Annotated in this window: 17 protein-coding genes; 5 read left to right on the top strand and 12 right to left on the bottom strand. The window is 75.4% G+C overall.

The window, feature by feature from the left end:
- Positions 1-20: 20 nt before the first annotated feature.
- Entirely contained in the window at positions 21-1,190 is a 1,170-nt protein-coding gene (locus Sya03_RS22700) for an MFS transporter (protein ID WP_203940400.1), read from the top strand.
- On the opposite strand, the gene Sya03_RS22695 is transcribed toward Sya03_RS22700, so the two are convergent.
- The 4 genes from Sya03_RS22695 to Sya03_RS22680 all read right to left on the bottom strand — a co-directional run bounded on the left by Sya03_RS22695 (position 1,187) and on the right by Sya03_RS22680 (position 2,670).
- Entirely contained in the window at positions 1,187-1,480 is a 294-nt protein-coding gene (locus Sya03_RS22695; RefSeq protein ID WP_203940399.1) for a DUF2218 domain-containing protein, read from the bottom strand. The genes Sya03_RS22700 and Sya03_RS22695 overlap by 4 nt on opposite strands.
- Before the next feature lie 9 nt (positions 1,481-1,489).
- A complete protein-coding gene (locus Sya03_RS22690) occupies positions 1,490-1,726 on the bottom strand; it encodes a hypothetical protein (protein ID WP_203940398.1) in 237 nt (78 codons plus the stop codon).
- Positions 1,727-1,814: 88 nt separating this feature from the next.
- On the bottom strand, positions 1,815-2,279 hold the full coding sequence (locus Sya03_RS22685) for an SRPBCC family protein (RefSeq protein WP_203940397.1): 465 nt from the start codon (positions 2,277-2,279) through the stop codon (positions 1,815-1,817).
- 28 nt (positions 2,280-2,307) lie between these two features.
- The gene (locus Sya03_RS22680; RefSeq protein WP_203940396.1) at positions 2,308-2,670 is read right to left on the bottom strand and encodes a DUF2795 domain-containing protein; all 363 of its coding nucleotides are present in this window, start codon (positions 2,668-2,670) and stop codon (positions 2,308-2,310) included.
- Positions 2,671-2,783: 113 nt separating this feature from the next.
- On the opposite strand from Sya03_RS22680, the gene Sya03_RS22675 reads away from it, so the two are divergent.
- The gene (locus Sya03_RS22675) at positions 2,784-4,376 is read left to right on the top strand and encodes a phytoene desaturase family protein (RefSeq protein WP_203940395.1); all 1,593 of its coding nucleotides are present in this window, start codon (positions 2,784-2,786) and stop codon (positions 4,374-4,376) included.
- Between the two features lie 10 nt (positions 4,377-4,386).
- Here Sya03_RS22675 and Sya03_RS22670 read toward each other — a convergent pair whose 3' ends face one another.
- Genes Sya03_RS22670 through Sya03_RS22650 form a run of 5 tightly spaced genes read right to left on the bottom strand, consistent with a single transcriptional unit; the run spans position 4,387 to position 7,616 of the window.
- Complete coding sequence (locus Sya03_RS22670; RefSeq protein ID WP_203940394.1) at positions 4,387-5,397, bottom strand: SDR family oxidoreductase; 1,011 nt, start codon at positions 5,395-5,397, stop codon at positions 4,387-4,389.
- Complete coding sequence (locus Sya03_RS22665; protein ID WP_203940393.1) at positions 5,394-5,837, bottom strand: SRPBCC family protein; 444 nt, start codon at positions 5,835-5,837, stop codon at positions 5,394-5,396. Before Sya03_RS22665 ends, Sya03_RS22670 begins: the two co-directional genes overlap by 4 nt.
- A 10-nt stretch (positions 5,838-5,847) precedes the next feature.
- Entirely contained in the window at positions 5,848-6,276 is a 429-nt protein-coding gene (locus Sya03_RS22660) for a VOC family protein (protein ID WP_239107775.1), read from the bottom strand.
- Positions 6,266-7,108 carry a helix-turn-helix domain-containing protein gene (locus Sya03_RS22655; protein WP_239107774.1) on the bottom strand — a complete coding sequence of 281 codons (843 nt, stop codon included), beginning with the start codon at positions 7,106-7,108 and terminating at the stop codon, positions 6,266-6,268. The genes Sya03_RS22660 and Sya03_RS22655 overlap by 11 nt, the downstream gene beginning before the upstream one ends.
- Before the next feature lie 4 nt (positions 7,109-7,112).
- Entirely contained in the window at positions 7,113-7,616 is a 504-nt protein-coding gene (locus tag Sya03_RS22650; RefSeq protein WP_203940391.1) for a hypothetical protein, read from the bottom strand.
- A 103-nt stretch (positions 7,617-7,719) separates the two neighbouring features.
- On the opposite strand from Sya03_RS22650, the gene Sya03_RS22645 reads away from it, so the two are divergent.
- Genes Sya03_RS22645 through Sya03_RS22635 form a run of 3 tightly spaced genes read left to right on the top strand, consistent with a single transcriptional unit; the run spans position 7,720 to position 12,952 of the window.
- Positions 7,720-9,285, top strand: coding sequence for a death domain-containing protein (locus Sya03_RS22645; RefSeq protein ID WP_203940390.1), 1,566 nt, complete (start codon positions 7,720-7,722; stop codon positions 9,283-9,285).
- Positions 9,286-9,309: 24 nt separating this feature from the next.
- Positions 9,310-11,181, top strand: coding sequence for an ABC transporter ATP-binding protein (locus Sya03_RS22640; protein ID WP_203940389.1), 1,872 nt, complete (start codon positions 9,310-9,312; stop codon positions 11,179-11,181).
- Positions 11,174-12,952, top strand: coding sequence for an ABC transporter ATP-binding protein (locus tag Sya03_RS22635; RefSeq protein WP_203940388.1), 1,779 nt, complete (start codon positions 11,174-11,176; stop codon positions 12,950-12,952). Before Sya03_RS22640 ends, Sya03_RS22635 begins: the two co-directional genes overlap by 8 nt.
- Here Sya03_RS22635 and Sya03_RS22630 read toward each other — a convergent pair.
- The 3 genes from Sya03_RS22630 to Sya03_RS31630 are packed head-to-tail and all read right to left on the bottom strand — an operon-like array spanning position 12,949 to position 15,750.
- Complete coding sequence (locus Sya03_RS22630; protein ID WP_203940387.1) at positions 12,949-14,589, bottom strand: RecQ family ATP-dependent DNA helicase; 1,641 nt, start codon at positions 14,587-14,589, stop codon at positions 12,949-12,951. The two genes, Sya03_RS22635 and Sya03_RS22630, sit on opposite strands and share 4 nt — an antisense overlap.
- Before the next feature lie 50 nt (positions 14,590-14,639).
- Positions 14,640-15,590, bottom strand: coding sequence for a TIGR03557 family F420-dependent LLM class oxidoreductase (locus Sya03_RS22625; RefSeq protein ID WP_203940386.1), 951 nt, complete (start codon positions 15,588-15,590; stop codon positions 14,640-14,642).
- A 31-nt stretch (positions 15,591-15,621) separates the two neighbouring features.
- Entirely contained in the window at positions 15,622-15,750 is a 129-nt protein-coding gene (locus tag Sya03_RS31630; protein WP_275411474.1) for a hypothetical protein, read from the bottom strand.
- Between the last annotated feature and the right edge of the window lie 147 nt (positions 15,751-15,897).

Raw genomic sequence — 15,897 nt, 5'->3', positions numbered from 1 at the left:
CGTGGGGCAGGATCGGGGGCATGCCCTCCACCCGCGGCTCCCTGCTGCTGCTCGCGTACCTCGGCTTCGTCAGCCTCGGCCTGCCCGACGGCCTGCTCGGCGTCGGCTGGCCGTCGATGGCGGAGTCGCTCGGCGTGCCCACGTCGGCGGTCGGCCTGCTGCTGGTGGCGGGCACGGCCGGTTACCTGGCGTCGAGCGTGGCGGCCGGGTTCACGCTGCGCCGCCTCGGGGTGGGCGCGCTGCTGGCCGGCAGCACCGGCCTGGCCTGCCTGGCGCTGTCCGGGTACGCCTCCTCGGGCGTCTTCGCGCTGACCGTGGCCGTCGCGTTCGTGCTGGGCCTGGGCTCGGGCGCGATCGACTCGGGGCTGAACGCGTACGCGGCGTCGGCGTTCGGGGCCCGGCACATGAACTGGATGCACGCGTTCTTCGGCCTGGGCGTGGCCATCGGCCCGCTGATCATGACCGGGGTGCTGCTGGCGGGCTGGTCGTGGCGGTGGGGGTACGTGACCGTGGCGGTGGCGCAGGCGGCCCTGGCGACGGCGTTCGCGCTGACCGCCCGCCGGTGGGCGCGGACCGCGCCGCCGCCCGAGGCGCACGACCGGTCCGGCGGGTCCACGCTGCGGCTGCCCGCGGTGTGGCTGGGGGCGCTGGTGTTCGCGCTGTACGTGGCGATCGAGGCGGGCGCCGGGCTGTGGGCGTTCCTGCTGCTCACCGAGGCGCGCGGGCTGTCCGCCGGGGCGGCCGGGCTGTGCGTGTCGCTGTACTGGGCGATGCTGTTCGCCGGGCGCATCGTGTTCGGGCCGGTGTCGGAGCGGGTGGGCAGCCGCACCGTCCTGCTGGGCTGCCTGGTCGCCCTGGTGGCGGGGGCGGCGCTGGTGGCGGTGCCGGGGGTGGCCGCGCTCAGCGTGCTGGGCCTGGCGGTGCTGGGGTTCGCGGCGGCGCCGGTGTTCCCGCTGCTCATCCTCACCACGGCGGACCGGGTCGGCGCGGCGCACGCGGACCGGACGATCGGCGTGCAGGTCGGCGCGGCGGCGCTCGGCGGGGCGCTGGTGCCGGCCGGGATCGGGCTGGCGCTGGGCGGGGCGGGCGAGCGGGCCGGCCTGCTCGGGCCGATCCTGCTCGCGCTCGCCGTCGCCCTGCTGGTGCTGCACCTGACGACCGGGCGGAGGCCCGCGCCGGTGACCGCCTAGGACGCCTGGGACGCGTCGGTCCAGGCGACCGGCTCGTCGCGGCCCATGAAGCGGATCAGGTGACCGCCGACCACGTGCTGGACCCGGGCCAGGGTCTCGGCGTCGGCGGCCGTCGCGGTGCACCGCAGCCCGTCGCCGTCGACGACGGCCGCGCCCACCGCGGTGTCGCTGAGCCGGAACGTGGCGCCGCCGTCGGCCTCCTCGACCGGGATCTTCCGGCCGACGTGGGAGACGAGCTGCTTGAGGTAGCGGGCGGGCCGGTCCGTCGCGATGTACGCCGTGGTGTTCATGAGCCAACCCTAATTCGGGCCGGTGCGTCCCGTGGTGCTCGGCCGGGCGGCCCGGTGCGGGTCCGTGGCGTCCGGGTCGGGCGTCTCCCGCGCCTGCGTGCCGTGGCCGAACGCCTGCTCGGCGCCCGCGTCCTCACCCGTCCCGTCGTCGTGCTGCCCGTCGGTGTCCCAGCTGGCCATCGCGGCGCTCAGCTCGGACACGGGCAGCTTCTCCTCGTCGCGCCACACGGCGTTGTCGTCGGTCATGCCGTGTGCCGTACCCGGGGCGGCCCGGCACAAACGACGGGGCCGCCCCGAAGGGCGGCCCCGGCCGGTACGGCGGTGGTGCGACGGATCACGGGTTCGGGCGGTCCACCTGGCCGCGCCAGGCGCCGGTCTCGACGCCGCCGCGGCCCTCGATGAACTCCTTGAACCGCTTCATGTCGCCCTTGACCCGGCGGTCCACGATGCCCAGCTTGTCGCCCGCCTGCTCGGCGACGCCCTCGGGCTCGAAGTCGAGCTGCACCGTCACGCGGGTGTGGCTCTCGTCGAGGCGGTGGAACGTCACGACGCCGGCCTGCTTGGTGCCGCCGGTCGACGTCCACGCGACGCGCTCGTCCGGCAGCTGCTCGGTGATGGCGGCGTCGAACTCCCGCTTCACCCCCGCGATCTCGGTCTTCCAGTGGGTCATCGTGTCGTCGATCTGGCGGATCTCGACGACGCCCTCCATGAACTGGGGGAACTCCTCGAACTGCGTCCACTGGTTGTACGCGGTGCGCACCGGGACGGCGACATCGACGGACTCGGTCACACTGCTCATGGTCAACTCCTCCTCGGATGGACGCGCGTCAGACCTGCTGGCCGAGCGCGTCCCAGATCTCCACCACGGTGTCGTAGGTCGTGCCCTCGGGCAGCCGGTCCAGCGCTGCCAGGACGTCGTCCGGGGCGCCCAGGGTGCGGGCGCTGGCCAGCAGCGCCTCCCGGTCGCCGGGCAACGCGGAGGGGCCGATGTGGCGGCCCAGCCGGCTCAGTTCCTCCTGGGCTCCCGACTCGCCGCCGTGGATCGTGGCGGGCGGCTGGTCCTCACCGGCCGGCTCCGCCTCCTTCCACTCCTCGGCGCGGCCGCCCGCGGTGCCCTGAACGACGCCGCGGACCTCTTTCTCCATCTCGCCGTCGAGGCGAGGCCCGTGTTTCGTGTTCCCGCGTTCCATGACCATCCGCTACCCGGGCGGCCCGGCGGTAAACGGCGCCGCGTCGGTTCGCACCCCCCGGGCGGGGGTAGTGCCTACGCTGACCGTGGGGTGGACAAGGGGAGGGGCACGCCGTGGCCGACGCGATCGTGATCGGGGCCGGGCACAACGGCCTGGTGGCCGCCAACCTGCTCGTCGACGAGGGCTGGGACGTGCAGGTCATCGAGGCCGCCCCGCAGCCGGGCGGCGCGGTGCGCTCGGACGTCATCACCGCCCCCGGCTACCTCAGCGACCTGTTCAGCTCGTTCTACCCGCTGAGCTACGCCAGCCCCGTGATGAACGGGCTCGGCATCACCGACTGGGGCGTCACCTGGACGCACTCGCCCGACGTCCTCGCCCACCTGCTGCCCGACGGCCGCGCCGCCGTACTCAACCGCGACCCGGAGCGCACCGCGTCCTCGGTGGAGCGGTTCGCGCCCGGCGACGGCGAGAAGTGGCACCACGCCTACGACGACTGGCGCGAGGTGTCGCAGCAGATGCTCGACGTGCTGTTCGCCGGGTTCCCGCCGGTGCGCGGCGGCATCGGGCTGCTGCGGCAGCTGCGCACGGCCGGCGCGCTGCGCCTGGCCCGCCGGCTGGTGCTGTCGGCGCGCGAGCTGACCGGCGAGCTGTTCGACGGCGAGGGCGCCCGGCTCATCATGACCGGCTGCGCCCTGCACACCGACCTGTCGCCGGAGGAGGCGGGCGGCGGCGTGTACGGCTGGCTGCTCGCCATGCTGGGCCAGGAGTACGGCTGGCCGGTGCCGGTCGGCGGCGCGCAGAAGATCACCGACGCGCTGGTGTCGCGGCTGGAGTCCAAGGGCGGGCGCATCACGTACGGCAACGCGGTCGAGCGGGTCCTCGTGGCCCGCGGCCGCGCGATGGGCGTGCGCACCGCCGACGGCCGCGACTGGCGCGCCACCCGCGCCGTGCTGGCCGACGTGCCCGCCCCGGCGCTGTTCCTCGACCTCGTCGGCGGCCGGCACCTGCCGCCGCGCTTCGTCGAGGACCTCGCGCACTTCCGGTGGGACGGCGCCACCGTCAAGGTGGACTGGGCGCTGGACACGCCGATCCCGTGGGCGAACAAGGAGGTCGCCGGCGCCGGCACCGTGCACCTGGGCGCCGACCTCAACGGCCTCACCCACTACTCGGCGTCGCTGGCCGCCGACGAGGTGCCGGACAAGCCGTTCATGCTGCTCGGCCAGAACACCGTGGCCGACCCCACCCGGTCGCCCGCCGGCACCGAGTCGATGTGGGCGTACACCCACCTGCCGCACCGGGCCCGGTGGGAGCCCGACATCATCGCGGCGCACGTCGAGCGCATGGAGCAGGTCGTCGAGGACGCCGCGCCCGGCTTCCGCGGCCACGTCGTCGGCCGGCACGTGTACTCGCCCGCCGACATGCAGGCGGAGAACCCCAGCCTGATCGGGGGAGCGCTGGGCGGCGGCACGGCGGCGGCGTTCCAGCAGCTGTTCCTGCGCCCGATCCCCGGCCTCGGCCGGGCGGACACCCCGGTGGACCGGCTGTTCCTGGCCAGCGCGTCCGCGCACCCGGGCGGCGGCGTGCACGGCGCCCCCGGCGCGAACGCGGCCCGGGCCGCGCTGGCCCGGGCCTCCCTCGCCGGCGGCCTGTACCGCGGCGTCATCGACGTCGCGCACCGCGCGATCTACAAGCAGTCGAGCGCCTGACCCGCCCCACCTAGCGGCGGCGGGCGATGCCGACCGCCGCCGCGGCGGCCAGGCCGAGCCCGGTCGCGGCCGCGGCCAGCGCCGGGCGGTGCATGGTCGCCCACAGCGTCACCGAGTACGGCTTGGAGGTGTCGTCGAAGACGCCGTGCGCGCCGAAGTCGCGGTCGTCGTCGCGCGGCTTGTCCACGTTGTCGTGCCACTGTGCCGGGTCGACCGGGTCGGCGGTCTGCTGCGCGTCGTACCCCTGCTTCGTGGTGGACAGCAGGCGGTCGAGCAGGCCGGGCGCGACGATGTTGCCCAGCCGGGTCTTCCACGTCGCGCTGGCGACGTTGACCTCCCGCTTGCCGTAGTCCGCCGCCCACAGCACGGCTGTGGCGGCCACCTCCGGCTGGTAGATCGGCGGCACCGGCTGCGGGTGGCGCGGCAGGCGCGTGCGCACCCAGGAGAACTGCGGCGTGTTGACCGCCGGCATCTGCACCATCGACAGCGTGACGCCGGGGCAGTCGTGCAGCAGCTCGGCGCGTAGCGAGTCGTTGAAGCCCTGGATGGCGTGCTTGGTGGCGCAGTACGCGGCCTGCAGCGGGATGCCCCGGTACGCCAGCGCGGAGCCGACCTGCACGATCGCGCCGCGCCCGGCGGCGCGCATGTGCTCCAGCGCCGCCAGGGTGCCGTGCACGGTGCCGAGGTAGTTGACCTCCATCACCCGGCGGTACTCCTCGGGCGACACCTCCCAGGCGGGCGCGAACACCGACACGAACGCGTCATTGATCCACACGTCGAGGCCGTCGAACGCCGCCGCCGCGTCGGCCGCCGCCGCCCGCACCGCCTCGTGGTCGGCCACGTCCAGCTGGTACGTGCGCACGTCGGCGGCGCCGCGCTCCCGGCAGTCCTGGGCGGCGCCGTCCAGCCCGGCGCGGCCCCGCGCCATGAGCACCAGCCGGTCGCCGCGCTCGGCGTACGCCTGGGCGACGGCCCGGCCGATGCCGGCGCTGGCGCCGGTGATGACGACGGTCTGTGTCACGAGGTGTGCTCCCTGGTGGCGATGTCGGACAGCCGCCGCAGCGACTCGATGTTGCGGCGGTGCAGGACGAGGTCGTTCAGCTTGCTCTGGATCAGGCGCAGCGGGCCCTTGGCGAACTCCTCGAACATCGTCACCTTCGTGGCCGACGGCCCGGCGGGTTCCAGCTCCAGGTGCACCGTCGCCTCGCCCAGCGGCCACAGGCCGGCACGCAGCGTCAGCCGGCGGTCCTGCTCCACCGCCAGCACCGTCGACTTGTCGTGCAGCGACAGCGGCCACGGCCCGGCCTTGTGGTACAGGTGGGTGCCCACCGCCGGCCAGCCCGGGTCGACGTCGCGGATGTGCACCGTCCCGACGACCCAGTCGCTGTAGGTCCACCCGTCCGACAGCACGCTGAACACGCGCTGGGGCGTTGCCTCGATGATGCGCCGCACGACAGCCACGTGCGGTCAGTTACCCGGCCGCGCCACCGCTAACCCGCGCCTCGCCCCGATAGGTGCCGAACGACCACAGGTTGCCCTCCGGGTCGCGCACGGCGAACTCGCGCGAGCCGTGGCCGGTGTCGTACGGCTCGCGCAGCACCTCGGCGCCCGCCGCGGCCGCCCGGGCGCAGAGCTCGTCGGGCCGGTCGGTCACCACGTACGCGCCGAACGTGCCCGGCGCCAGCGGCCACGCGTCGCCGTCACCCGGGCGCACCGAGCCCAGCATGATCCCGCCGCCGGGCGGCCAGGCCAGCTCGGCGTGGTCGACCCGGTCGTCCGAGCCGTACACGACGGTCACCTCGAAGCCGAACGCGTCGACGAGGAAGCGGATGAGGGCGCGGGCGTCGGTGGCCCGCAGCGTCGGCCACACCTGCGGTGGCGGCACGGATTCAGTGGTCATGCTCCCCATCGTCGGCCGCGCCGGCCGCCATGGCTTGGACGAATGGGAACTCCTCGGCGCGCAGCACGCTGAGCGGCACCCCGGCGAACGCCCGCACGTCACGGGCCAGGTGCGCCTGGTCGGCGTAGCCGCAGGCGGCCGCCACCGCGGCCAGCGGCCCCGGCATCCGGCGCGCCCGGTCGAACCGGGCCACCATCGCCGCCGTCTTCGGCGACAGGCCCACCTCGGCGCGGAACCGCCCGGCCAGGTGCCGGGCGCTCCAGCCGGTGCGCGCGGCGATCGCCGCCACCGGCACCGTGCCGCGCCCACGCTCGATGACCCGCCACGCGTACGCCACCTCGGGCCGCACGGCGGCGTCGCGCAGCCGGGCGGTCAGCGCGGCGTCCAGCACCGCGAACCGCGCCGGCCAGTCCGCCGCGGCCAGCAGCCGCTGCCGCACCTCGGCCACGGCGGGCCCCAGCACGTCGGCGGCGTCGACGTCGGCGTGCGCCAGCTCGCCCGCCGGCAGCCCCAGCAGCGCCCGGCAGCCCAGCGGCCGCAGCGCCACCTGCACCCCCGACTGCCGCCCGTCGTGCGCGATCAGCGCGGGCCGGGTGTGCAGCCCGCCGACCAGGCCGGTGTAGCTGCCCGGCCGGTCGAGCGGGTCCGGGTGGGCGCGCATCACCAGCGGGTCGTCGAGGGTCAAAATCAGTGTCAGGTACGGCGACGGCAGCCCCCGGTGCGTCGCGGGCGGCACCCCGCGCTGCCGGTACCCGGTGTACCAGGCGACGTGCGGCCGCAGCGGCGGCGCGGGCGTCCCGCGCATGTACTCGTCGACCATGCCGCCGCCCACGGCGTCAGTCCGTCAGCACCCGGGACAGCCGGTCGCGGAAGCTGCGCTCCTGCTCGGTGACCGTCTCGCCGCCGAGCCCGAACGCCCCGCCCGTCGACGACGCCGTCACCACGTCCTCGGCGATCTCGACCAGCCAGTGCTTGTACGCCCCGGCCTCACCCTCGGACACCTTCGCGGCCAGCAGCGCCGCCGCCTCCCCGGCCCGCCCGAGCACGTCCGCCGCGTACCCCCGCGGGTCCGGCGGCTCCGGCACGGCCAGCTCCTCGCCGCGCTCCGGGTCCCCGACCCGGGTGATCAGCTCCGCCGCGACGGCCGACACCAGCGGACTGGCCGACTGCCGCCCGTCGGAGATCCTGTCCAGCCCGGCCGCGGCCTCCGCCCGGGTCCGCCGGGTCCCGTCCGCCTCGGCGGCGCTGGCCGCGGTGAGCACCGACTGCGGCAGGCCGGAGATCAGGCCCCACTCCGCGTCCGTGAAACCGAACTGGGCGTACACCGGCTCATCCGTCACGCGACGTTCCTCCCTGCACGAATCTGTCGGGCCGAAGCCTAGAACAGCGCCCCCACTACCCACCCTGCGCACGGGTCACACCGCAGCCACCCGATCGGCGAGGATGACCGCCGTGCCCGTCACCCTCGACGACCTGCTCGACGATGCCCTCGCGGAGCCCGGCAACCGCCGCATCGCCGCCGCCGAAGGCCTGCTGCCGTACCTGACCGCTTCCCAGCGCTCCCGCGTGTGGGGCGCGGCGACGGCCGCCGCGGGCTTCCACCGCACCGCCGTGCTGTTCACCGCCCTCGCGCCCACCGCCGCGCCGCACGAGCTGCGGCCGGCGCTCGCGGCGCTGCGCGCCCTGCCGCCGTCGTCGTCCGCCCGCGCCCACGGGCTGGCCGCACTGCTCCCGCACCTGGCGGACAGTGACCGGCCGGCGGTCGAGGACGAGCTGATCGCGACCGTGGCGACCACCCCGGATCGGTCCGAGCTGCTGCACGTGCTGGCACCCGGGCTCTCCCCGGGCGGCCTCGCGCGCGCGGTCCGCGCGGCCCTCGACGCGGGCGACCCGGTGGCGGCGACGCGGCCCGCCCAGCTGCCGGCCGACCTGCGGCGGGCCGTCCTGGCCGCGTGCGCCGCCCTCGCCGACGAGCAGGCCCGGGCCGCGGCCCTCGGCGCGTGGGCGCCCTGGCTGTCGGCGGCGGAGGCCGAGGCCGTCGCGCCCGCGGCGCGCACGATCACCGCCCCCGACCGGCGGGCGGCCCTCCTGACCGGGCTCGCCGGTCCGCTGCCGGCCCTGGCGGCCGAGGCGCTGGATGCGGTCCTGGAGTTCCGCGGCGACGACCAGTGGCTGTGGTTCCTGCCGGACCTGGCGGCGCGGCTGGTCCCGGGGCAACTCGATGTCCTGCTGGACCGCCTCGCCGCGGCCACCCGCGCCACGACCCGGATGTGGACGATCGGCGCCCTGGCCCCGCACCTCGACGCCGCGCAACACCGGCGGGCGCTGGCGGCGGTCGGCCTTCCGGACCCGCCGGACATCTGGCTGGTCGGCGCTGCGCGGTTTCTGCCGTACCTGCCGCCGGACCTGCTGGCCGACATGCAGGACTTCGTCGTGCGGCTGATGACCGACAGCGGGGTGGGCGGTGGCGTCGGGGACCTGCTGCCGCACCTGCGCCCGGAGCAGCTCGACCGGGTGCTGCGGCTGACGACGGCACCGGGCGGCGACCTCGCCGCGCTGGGGGAGCTGGTGCCGCACCTGTCCGCCGAGCAGGTCACCCGCACGCTCGACGCGGTCCTCGCGCGCCCGGACCCGGCGGAGCGCGCCTGGGCCGTCGCAGACCTCGCGCCCCGCCTCGACGCGGCCCAGGCCCGGCGGGCGGCCGCCGCCGTGCCCGACGACGGCGACCCGGTCGCCGTCGTCGCCGCTCGCACGGCCCTTGCGCCTCGCCTGGGCGGCGACGCCCGGCGGTCCGTGGTCGGCGCGGGCGCCCGGGCCGCGGAGCGGCTGCCCGGCGATGCCGGCGCGGTGGAGCTGGTCGAGCTGGCAGGCGTGTCGGTGGACGAGGCGCAGCGCGACGAGCTGTTGCGGCGTGCCGTGCGGGGCGGGGGCGCGGTCGTGCGCGGGCGGATCGCGGCGCTGCTGGCCGGCTGTGGAAACCGGGGAGCGCGCCCGGCCGTCGATCTATAGGGTCACCCCCTTCGGGGGGTGATCGTGAGCGATCGATCGGTGTGGGCCGAGCTGTTCGCCGGGTTCGGGGAGCGGCGGGCCGAGCGGGTGCGACTGCTGCGGCTCGTGCCGCGGGCCGGGCGGGGGCTGGTGGCCGGCGCCGTGGCCGTGCAGGTGGCGGCGGGGGTCCTGCCGGTCGGGTTCATCGTCGCCACGTCCGCGGTGGTGGCCGGGGTGCTGGCCGCGGTGGCCGGCGGGTTGTCGTCCGCCGCGTGGGCCGATCTGCGGGGGCTGCTGGTGCTGGCGGCCGCGACGTTCTTCGGCACCCAGTTGCTGCTGCCGGTGCAGGAGCTGCTGGGGGACCTGGTCCGGCGGCGGATCGACGACGGGGTGCGCGACCGGCTGATGGCGGCGGCGTTCAGCGGCCCCGGGGTCGGTGCGCTGGAGGATCCCGACGTGCTCGACCACACCGCGGACGCGGTGCACCGGATGCGCAACGAGATGTGGACGCCGGGGGCGGCGGCCGCCGGGCAGGTGGCGCTGGTGTCGCGGTACCTGCAGACGGTGCTCGCGGCGGCGGTGGCCGCGGTGGCGTACGCGTGGTGGGCCGGGCCGGCGCTGCTGGTGGCGGCGCTGACGATCCGGTTCGGTTACCGGCTGGGGCTGGCCGCGTTCACGGAGGTGCTGCGGGTGACGGTGCGCACCCGGCGGCGGGCGTCGTACTTCCGGGAGCTGCTGCTGCACCCGTCGGCGGCGAAGGAGCTGCGGGTGTTCGGGTTCCTGCCGTGGCTGCAGGACCGGTACACGGAGGCGTCGCTGGAGGCGGCGCGGCCGATCTGGCGGGCCCGGCGGCGGCTGTTCCACGGCCCGTACGTGCTGTACGTGCTGGTGGCGTTCGTGCTGCTGGCGCTGGTGCTGGTGGGGACGGCCCGGGCGACGGCGGCGGGGCTGCTGGGTATCGGCGGGTTCATGCTGGTGGTGCAGGCGGCGTCGGCGGCGCTGCGGATCGGCGGGTTCATCGCCGAGTCGGACGTGCAGACCGAGCAGGGGCTCAACGCGTACCGGGCGGTGCAGCAGGTGGAGGCGCTGACGGCGCGGGAGCCCGCGACGGGCGGCGCCGACCCGGCGGGGCTGCCGGTGGCGCGGCTGCGGTTCGAGAACGTGTCGTTCGCGTACCCCGGTGGCAGGCCGGTGCTGGACGGCCTGGACCTGACGATCCCGGCCGGGCGGTCGCTGGCCGTGGTCGGCCTCAACGGCGCCGGCAAGACGACGCTGGTGAAGCTGCTCGCCCGGCTGTACGAGCCGACGTCCGGGCGGATCACCGCCGACGGCACCGACATCCGCGACTTCGACGTGCGCCGCTGGCAGCGCCGGGTGGCGGCGATCTTCCAGGACTTCGTGCGGTTCGAGCTGCCGGTGCGCGACAACGTCGGGTTCGGGGCGGCGGAGCTGCTGGCCGACGCGGAGCGCGGGGACGCGGCGGTGCGGGCGGCGCTGGCGAAGGTGGGCGCGACCGGGTTCGTCGACCGGCTGCCGCGCGGGCTGGACACCCCGCTGTCGCCGCAGTACACCGGCGGCGCGGACCTGTCCGGCGGGCAGTGGCAGCGCATCGCGATCGCCCGGGCCCTGATGGCCGTCGAGGGCGGCGCCGGGGTGCTGGTGCTGGACGAGCCGACCGCCAATCTGGACGTGCGGGCCGAGGTGGCGTTCTTCGACCGGTTCCTGGAGCTGACCCGGGGCGTGACCAGCCTGGTCATCTCGCACCGCTTCTCCACGGTGCGCCGTGCCGACCGCATCGTCGTGCTGGAGCACGGCCGGGTGGCCGAGGACGGCACCCACGACGAGCTGCTGGCCCGCGGCGGCCGGTACGCGGAACTGTTCACCCTCCAGGCGGCGAGGTTCACCGGCGATGAGTGAGGTCCTGCGCAGCATCGGCAGCACGCTGGTCTCGGCGTGGCGGATCAGCCCCGGCAAGCTGCTCGCCGCCGCCGTGCTGATGCTGCTCGGCGCGGTCAGCGGGCCGCTGCTGGCGCTGTTCCTCGGCGTCGCGGTCGACGCGGCCCTGGCCGGCGACGCGGGCGTCGCGGTGGCGGCGACCGTCGCGGCCGCGGCCGGCATCCTGCTCGGCCTGACGATGGAGCACTTCGCGCACATCTACTTCTTCGAGCTGGGCGACCTGCACGAGCAGGCGACCGAGCGGCGGCTGGGGGAGCTGGCGCACGCGCCGGTCGGGCTGGCCCTGCACGAGCGGCGCGACGCCGCCGACCGCATGGAGCTGCTCCGGCAGGAGTCGTGGGCGCTGGGCCAGGGCGTGCAGACGGTCCTGCACGTCGCGGTGCTGTTCACCCAGATCGGCCTGACCGCCGTGCTGCTGGCCCGGGTGCAGCCGTGGCTGCTCCTGCTGCCGCTGTTCGCGGTGCCGCCGGTGCTGGCCGGGCGCCTCGCCGAGCGGCGGCGCGAGCGCGCCGAGCTGGCCACCGCGGAGCCGAACCGGCTCAGCCGGCACCTGCTCGACCTGGCGATGAGCGCCGCCGCCGGCAAGGAGGTGCGGCTGTTCGGCCTGGGGACGCTGCTGCGCCGCCGCCAGGCGCAGGTGCGCCGTGAGGTGGACGCCGGGCTGCGCCGCGCCGAGATCGCCGGCACCTTGCTGCGCCTCGGCGGCCAGCTCGTCTTCGCCGTCGGCTACATCGGCGCCATCGTGCTGGTGGTGCGCGCCGCGATCGGCAACGAGCGGTCCGTCGGCGACGTGGTGCTGGCCATCACCCTGGCGGTGCAGACCAACGCCCAGGCCGCCGGGGCGGTCGCGCTCGCGCACGCGTTGCAGCGCAACGCCCGGGCCCTGTCGTGGCTGCGCTGGCTGCGCGACGCGTCCCCGCCGGAGGAGCCGGCCGACGCGCTCCCGCCGGCCGCCCTGCGCGACGGCATCGAGCTGCGGCACGTCGCGTTCCGCTACCCGGGCAGCGACACCGACGTGCTGGTCGACGTGAACCTGCGCATCCCGGCGGGCACGACGGTGGCGATCGTCGGCGACAACGGCGCCGGCAAGAGCACCCTGGTCAAGCTGCTGTGCCGGTTCTACCGCCCGGCCGCCGGCACGATCGGCGTCGACGGCGCCGACCTGGAGCGGCTCGACCCGGTGGCGTGGCGGGAACGCATCGCCGCCGGCTTCCAGGACTACGTGCGGCTGGAGGTGCCCGCCCGCAGCAGCATCGGCGTCGGCGACCCGCCGCGGCTGGACGAGCCGGGCGCGGTCGAGCGGGCGGTGGTGCGGGCCGACGCGCAGCAGGTTGTCGACCGGCTCCCGGACGGCCTCGACACCCACCTCGGCAAGGCGTACGCCGACGGCGCGGAGCTGTCCGGCGGGCAGTGGCAGCGGGTGGCGCTGAGCCGGGCGATGATGCGCGACGAGCCGCTGCTGCTGCTGCTCGACGAGCCGACGGCGGCGCTGGACCCGCTCACCGAGCACGCCCTGTTCGACCGCTACGCCGACTCCGCCCGCGCGGTGGGGGCCCGCACGGGCGGCGTCACGGTGTTCGTGTCGCACCGCTTCTCGACGGTCCGGATGGCCGACCTGATCCTCGTCATGGCGGACGGTCGGATCGCGGAGTCGGGCAGCCACGACGAGCTGATGGCGCTGGGCGGCACCTACGCCGAACTGTTCACCCTGCAGGCGGCCGCGTACCGCTAGACCTTCACGCGCTCCAGCAGCTTCTGCTCCGTGACCACCGGCACCGACAGGGTCTTGTAGCCGACCTCGTCGAACAGCACGGTCATCCGCTCGTCCTCGTAGCCCATCACCATGCCGGTGCCCCACTCCGGGTGCCGGACGTGGCTGTGCACGGGGAACGGCCCGTCGGACTGCTCCGCGATCGGCTCCGCCTCGCCGGAGACGCAGTTGTCGCAGTGCCCGCACGGCTTCTTCAGCTCCTCGCCGAAGTAGGCGAGCAGGGTCTGGCCGCGGCAGGCCCGGGTCTGGGCGAACGCGCGCATCATGTCGGTGCGCGAGCGCTGCACGGTCTGCTGGCGCTCGTACAGCGCCACGGCGGCCTCGGCCGCCTTCGCCGGCAGCGGCGCGTACTTCGGGGCGCAGAGGCCCTGCCCGCTGCCGGTGGCGACGGCGCCGACCTCCTCCAGCAGGCCCAGGTACGCCCCGAGCTTGCGCGGCCCGAGACCGGTGCGCTCGCGCAGCGCGGTCTTGGTGTGCGGGCCGTCGTGCAGGGCGCCGGCCAGGTCGCGCAGCTCCACCGGGTCGGGGCTGCCGCCGGTGAAGAAGCGCTGGATGGCCTCGTCCTCGGCCCGCCACAGCAGCACGGCGCGCGCGGGGGCGTCGTCGCGGCCGGCCCGGCCGATCTCCTGCAGATAGCTGTCGGGGGAGTCGGGCAGGGCGACGTGGGCGACCCAGCGGATGTTCGGCTTGTCGATGCCCATGCCGAACGCGGACGTGGCGACCATGATGTCGACCTTGTCGTCGCTGAACGCCTCGTGCGCCTCGCGGCGCGGGCCCGCCGGCATGCCGCCGTGGTAGTAGTGCGCCGGGTAGCCGGCGCCGGTGAGCCGCTCGGCCAGCTCCTCGGCGGCCCGCCGGGTCGGCACGTAGACGATGCCGGGGCGTTCGCCCTCGTCGAGCAGGGCGGTGAGCCGCCGCCAGCGGTAGTTCTCGTCGGGGCACTGGGCGACCTCGAGGAACAGGTTGGCCCGGTCCAGCCCGGAGACGTGGATCTTCGGCCGGTTGAGCTGGAGGCGCTCGATGATGTCGTCGCGCACCGGCGGCGACGCGGTCGCGGTCAGCGCCAGCACCGGCGGGCGGCCGATGCCGCGGATGAGGTGGCCCAGTTGGAGGTAGTCCGGCCGGAAGTCGTGGCCCCACGCGGAGATGCAGTGCGCCTCGTCGACGGCGACCAGCGCCGGGCGCAGCGCGCGCACCTGCGTCATCCGGTCGGGGTCCGCCAGCTGCTCCGGGGTGATGTAGAGGAAGCGGGCCTCGCCGTCGCGGACCTGGCGCAGCGCCTCGGTCTGCTGCGCCGGGGTCTCGGCGGAGCTGACCCGCACGGCGCGCACGCCGTCGGAGCGCTGCTCGTTGAGGAACTGGATCTGGTCCTGCTGCAGGGCGAGCAGTGGCGAGATGACCACGGTCGGGCCGGGCAGCAGCGTGGCCGGCACCTGGTAGATGGCGGACTTGCCGGCGCCCGTGGGCAGCACGACGAGCGCGTCGCGGCGCTTGAGCACCGCGCGCATGGGGGCGAGCTGGCCGGCCCGCAGGCTCGGCCAGCCGAAGTGGGTGCGGGCGGCGCGGCGCAGGCGCGGACCGTAGATCGGCAGTCTCATGGCCCGCCCATCCTGCCCCCGCGCCGCCGGCGGCAAACCACGGGTGTCGATCAGCGGATCTTCGGCAGGACGTGCTGCGCGTACAGGTCGAACAGGCCCTGCCAGTGCGGGCCGGTGTTGGCGACGTACACCTCGTCGAAGCCGGCCTGCCGGTACTGCTCGATCATCTGCAGGTGCGCCTCGGGGTCGTTGCCGCAGACGAACGCCTTGCGCACCATGTCCCGGGTGACCAGCTCGGCGGCCTGCTGGAAGTGCTGCGGCGTGGGCAGCACCTGGGACAGCTCGCCGGGCACGCCGGCGTTGGGCCACTTCTCGTACGCCAGGTCGGCGCCGGCGTCCTCGCTGTCGGCGTACGCCGCCTTGAACCCGGCCTGGGTGGGCTTGCCGGCGCCGCCGGCCTCGCGGAACGCCTTGACCAGGTCGGCGTCGGGCATCGTGCTGACGTAGCCGTCGCCGATGCGCCCGGCCAGCGCGGTCGCCCTCGGCCCGAACCCGGAGACGTAGATCGGCGGCGGGGTGTCCGGCCGGGTGTAGATGCGGGCGTTCTCGACGGTGTAGTGCTTGCCGCGGTGCGAGACCACCTCGCCGGTCCACAGCCGGCGGATGACGTCGAGGGCCTCCTCGAGCATCTCCAGGCGCACCTCGGTCTCCGGCCAGGCGTCGCCGAAGATGTGCTCGTTGAGGGCCTCGCCGGTGCCGACGCCGAGCACGAACCGGCCGTCGAGCAGCACGGCGCTGGTGGCGGCGGCCTGCGCGATGACGGCCGGGTGGATCCGGACCGTGGGGCAGGTGACGGCGGTGGTCACGGGCAGCCGGCAGACCTGGCTGAGGGCGCCGATGGTGGACCACACGAACGGGCTCTGGCCCTGGGCGTTCGTCCACGGGTGGTAGTGGTCGGAGATCCACAGGGCCTCGAAGCCGGCCCGCTCGGCGCCGCGTGCCTGGTCGAGGAGGTCGGCGGGGCCGTACTCCTCGCTGGAGAGGAAATATCCGATGCGCATGCCCGCGGGTACCCGGGGCCGCGCCGGTCATTCAGCGTTTGCGGCCAAACATCGCCCGGATGGCCCAGAGCAGGATGAGCGCGCCGCCGACGGCGCCGAGGAGCTGCACGGCGTGCACGTCGTTCCAGTCGACGTCCGCCGCCAGGGTGTAGGGGGTCACCTTCGGGACCTTCTCACGTGGTTCCGGAAACGCACCAGGCCCGCAGGTTAATTGGAAGGTTTGTTGACTGTTACCAGTCCGGGATGTGACGATGGCTGCACAGCCGCAACCGGTTCCGGAGCGGCTGTCCCTGTAGGCGTTGCCGCC

It is taken from the genome of Spirilliplanes yamanashiensis, assembly GCF_016863475.1.
Lineage (GTDB): Bacteria > Actinomycetota > Actinomycetes > Mycobacteriales > Micromonosporaceae > Spirilliplanes > Spirilliplanes yamanashiensis.
This window is presented reverse-complemented; position numbering and strand designations above follow the sequence as displayed.

Coding starts and splice junctions, on each gene's coding strand:
- Sya03_RS22700 (WP_203940400.1), top strand. CDS start 21: ATGCCCTCCACCCGCGGCTCCCTGCTGCTGCTCGCGTACCTCGGCTTC.
- Sya03_RS22695 (WP_203940399.1), bottom strand. CDS start 1,480: ATGAACACCACGGCGTACATCGCGACGGACCGGCCCGCCCGCTACCTC.
- Sya03_RS22690 (WP_203940398.1), bottom strand. CDS start 1,726: ATGACCGACGACAACGCCGTGTGGCGCGACGAGGAGAAGCTGCCCGTG.
- Sya03_RS22685 (WP_203940397.1), bottom strand. CDS start 2,279: ATGAGCAGTGTGACCGAGTCCGTCGATGTCGCCGTCCCGGTGCGCACC.
- Sya03_RS22680 (WP_203940396.1), bottom strand. CDS start 2,670: ATGGAACGCGGGAACACGAAACACGGGCCTCGCCTCGACGGCGAGATG.
- Sya03_RS22660 (WP_239107775.1), bottom strand. CDS start 6,276: ATGACCACTGAATCCGTGCCGCCACCGCAGGTGTGGCCGACGCTGCGG.
- Sya03_RS22645 (WP_203940390.1), top strand. CDS start 7,720: ATGACCGCCGTGCCCGTCACCCTCGACGACCTGCTCGACGATGCCCTC.
- Sya03_RS22635 (WP_203940388.1), top strand. CDS start 11,174: ATGAGTGAGGTCCTGCGCAGCATCGGCAGCACGCTGGTCTCGGCGTGG.
- Sya03_RS22630 (WP_203940387.1), bottom strand. CDS start 14,589: ATGAGACTGCCGATCTACGGTCCGCGCCTGCGCCGCGCCGCCCGCACC.
- Sya03_RS22625 (WP_203940386.1), bottom strand. CDS start 15,590: ATGCGCATCGGATATTTCCTCTCCAGCGAGGAGTACGGCCCCGCCGAC.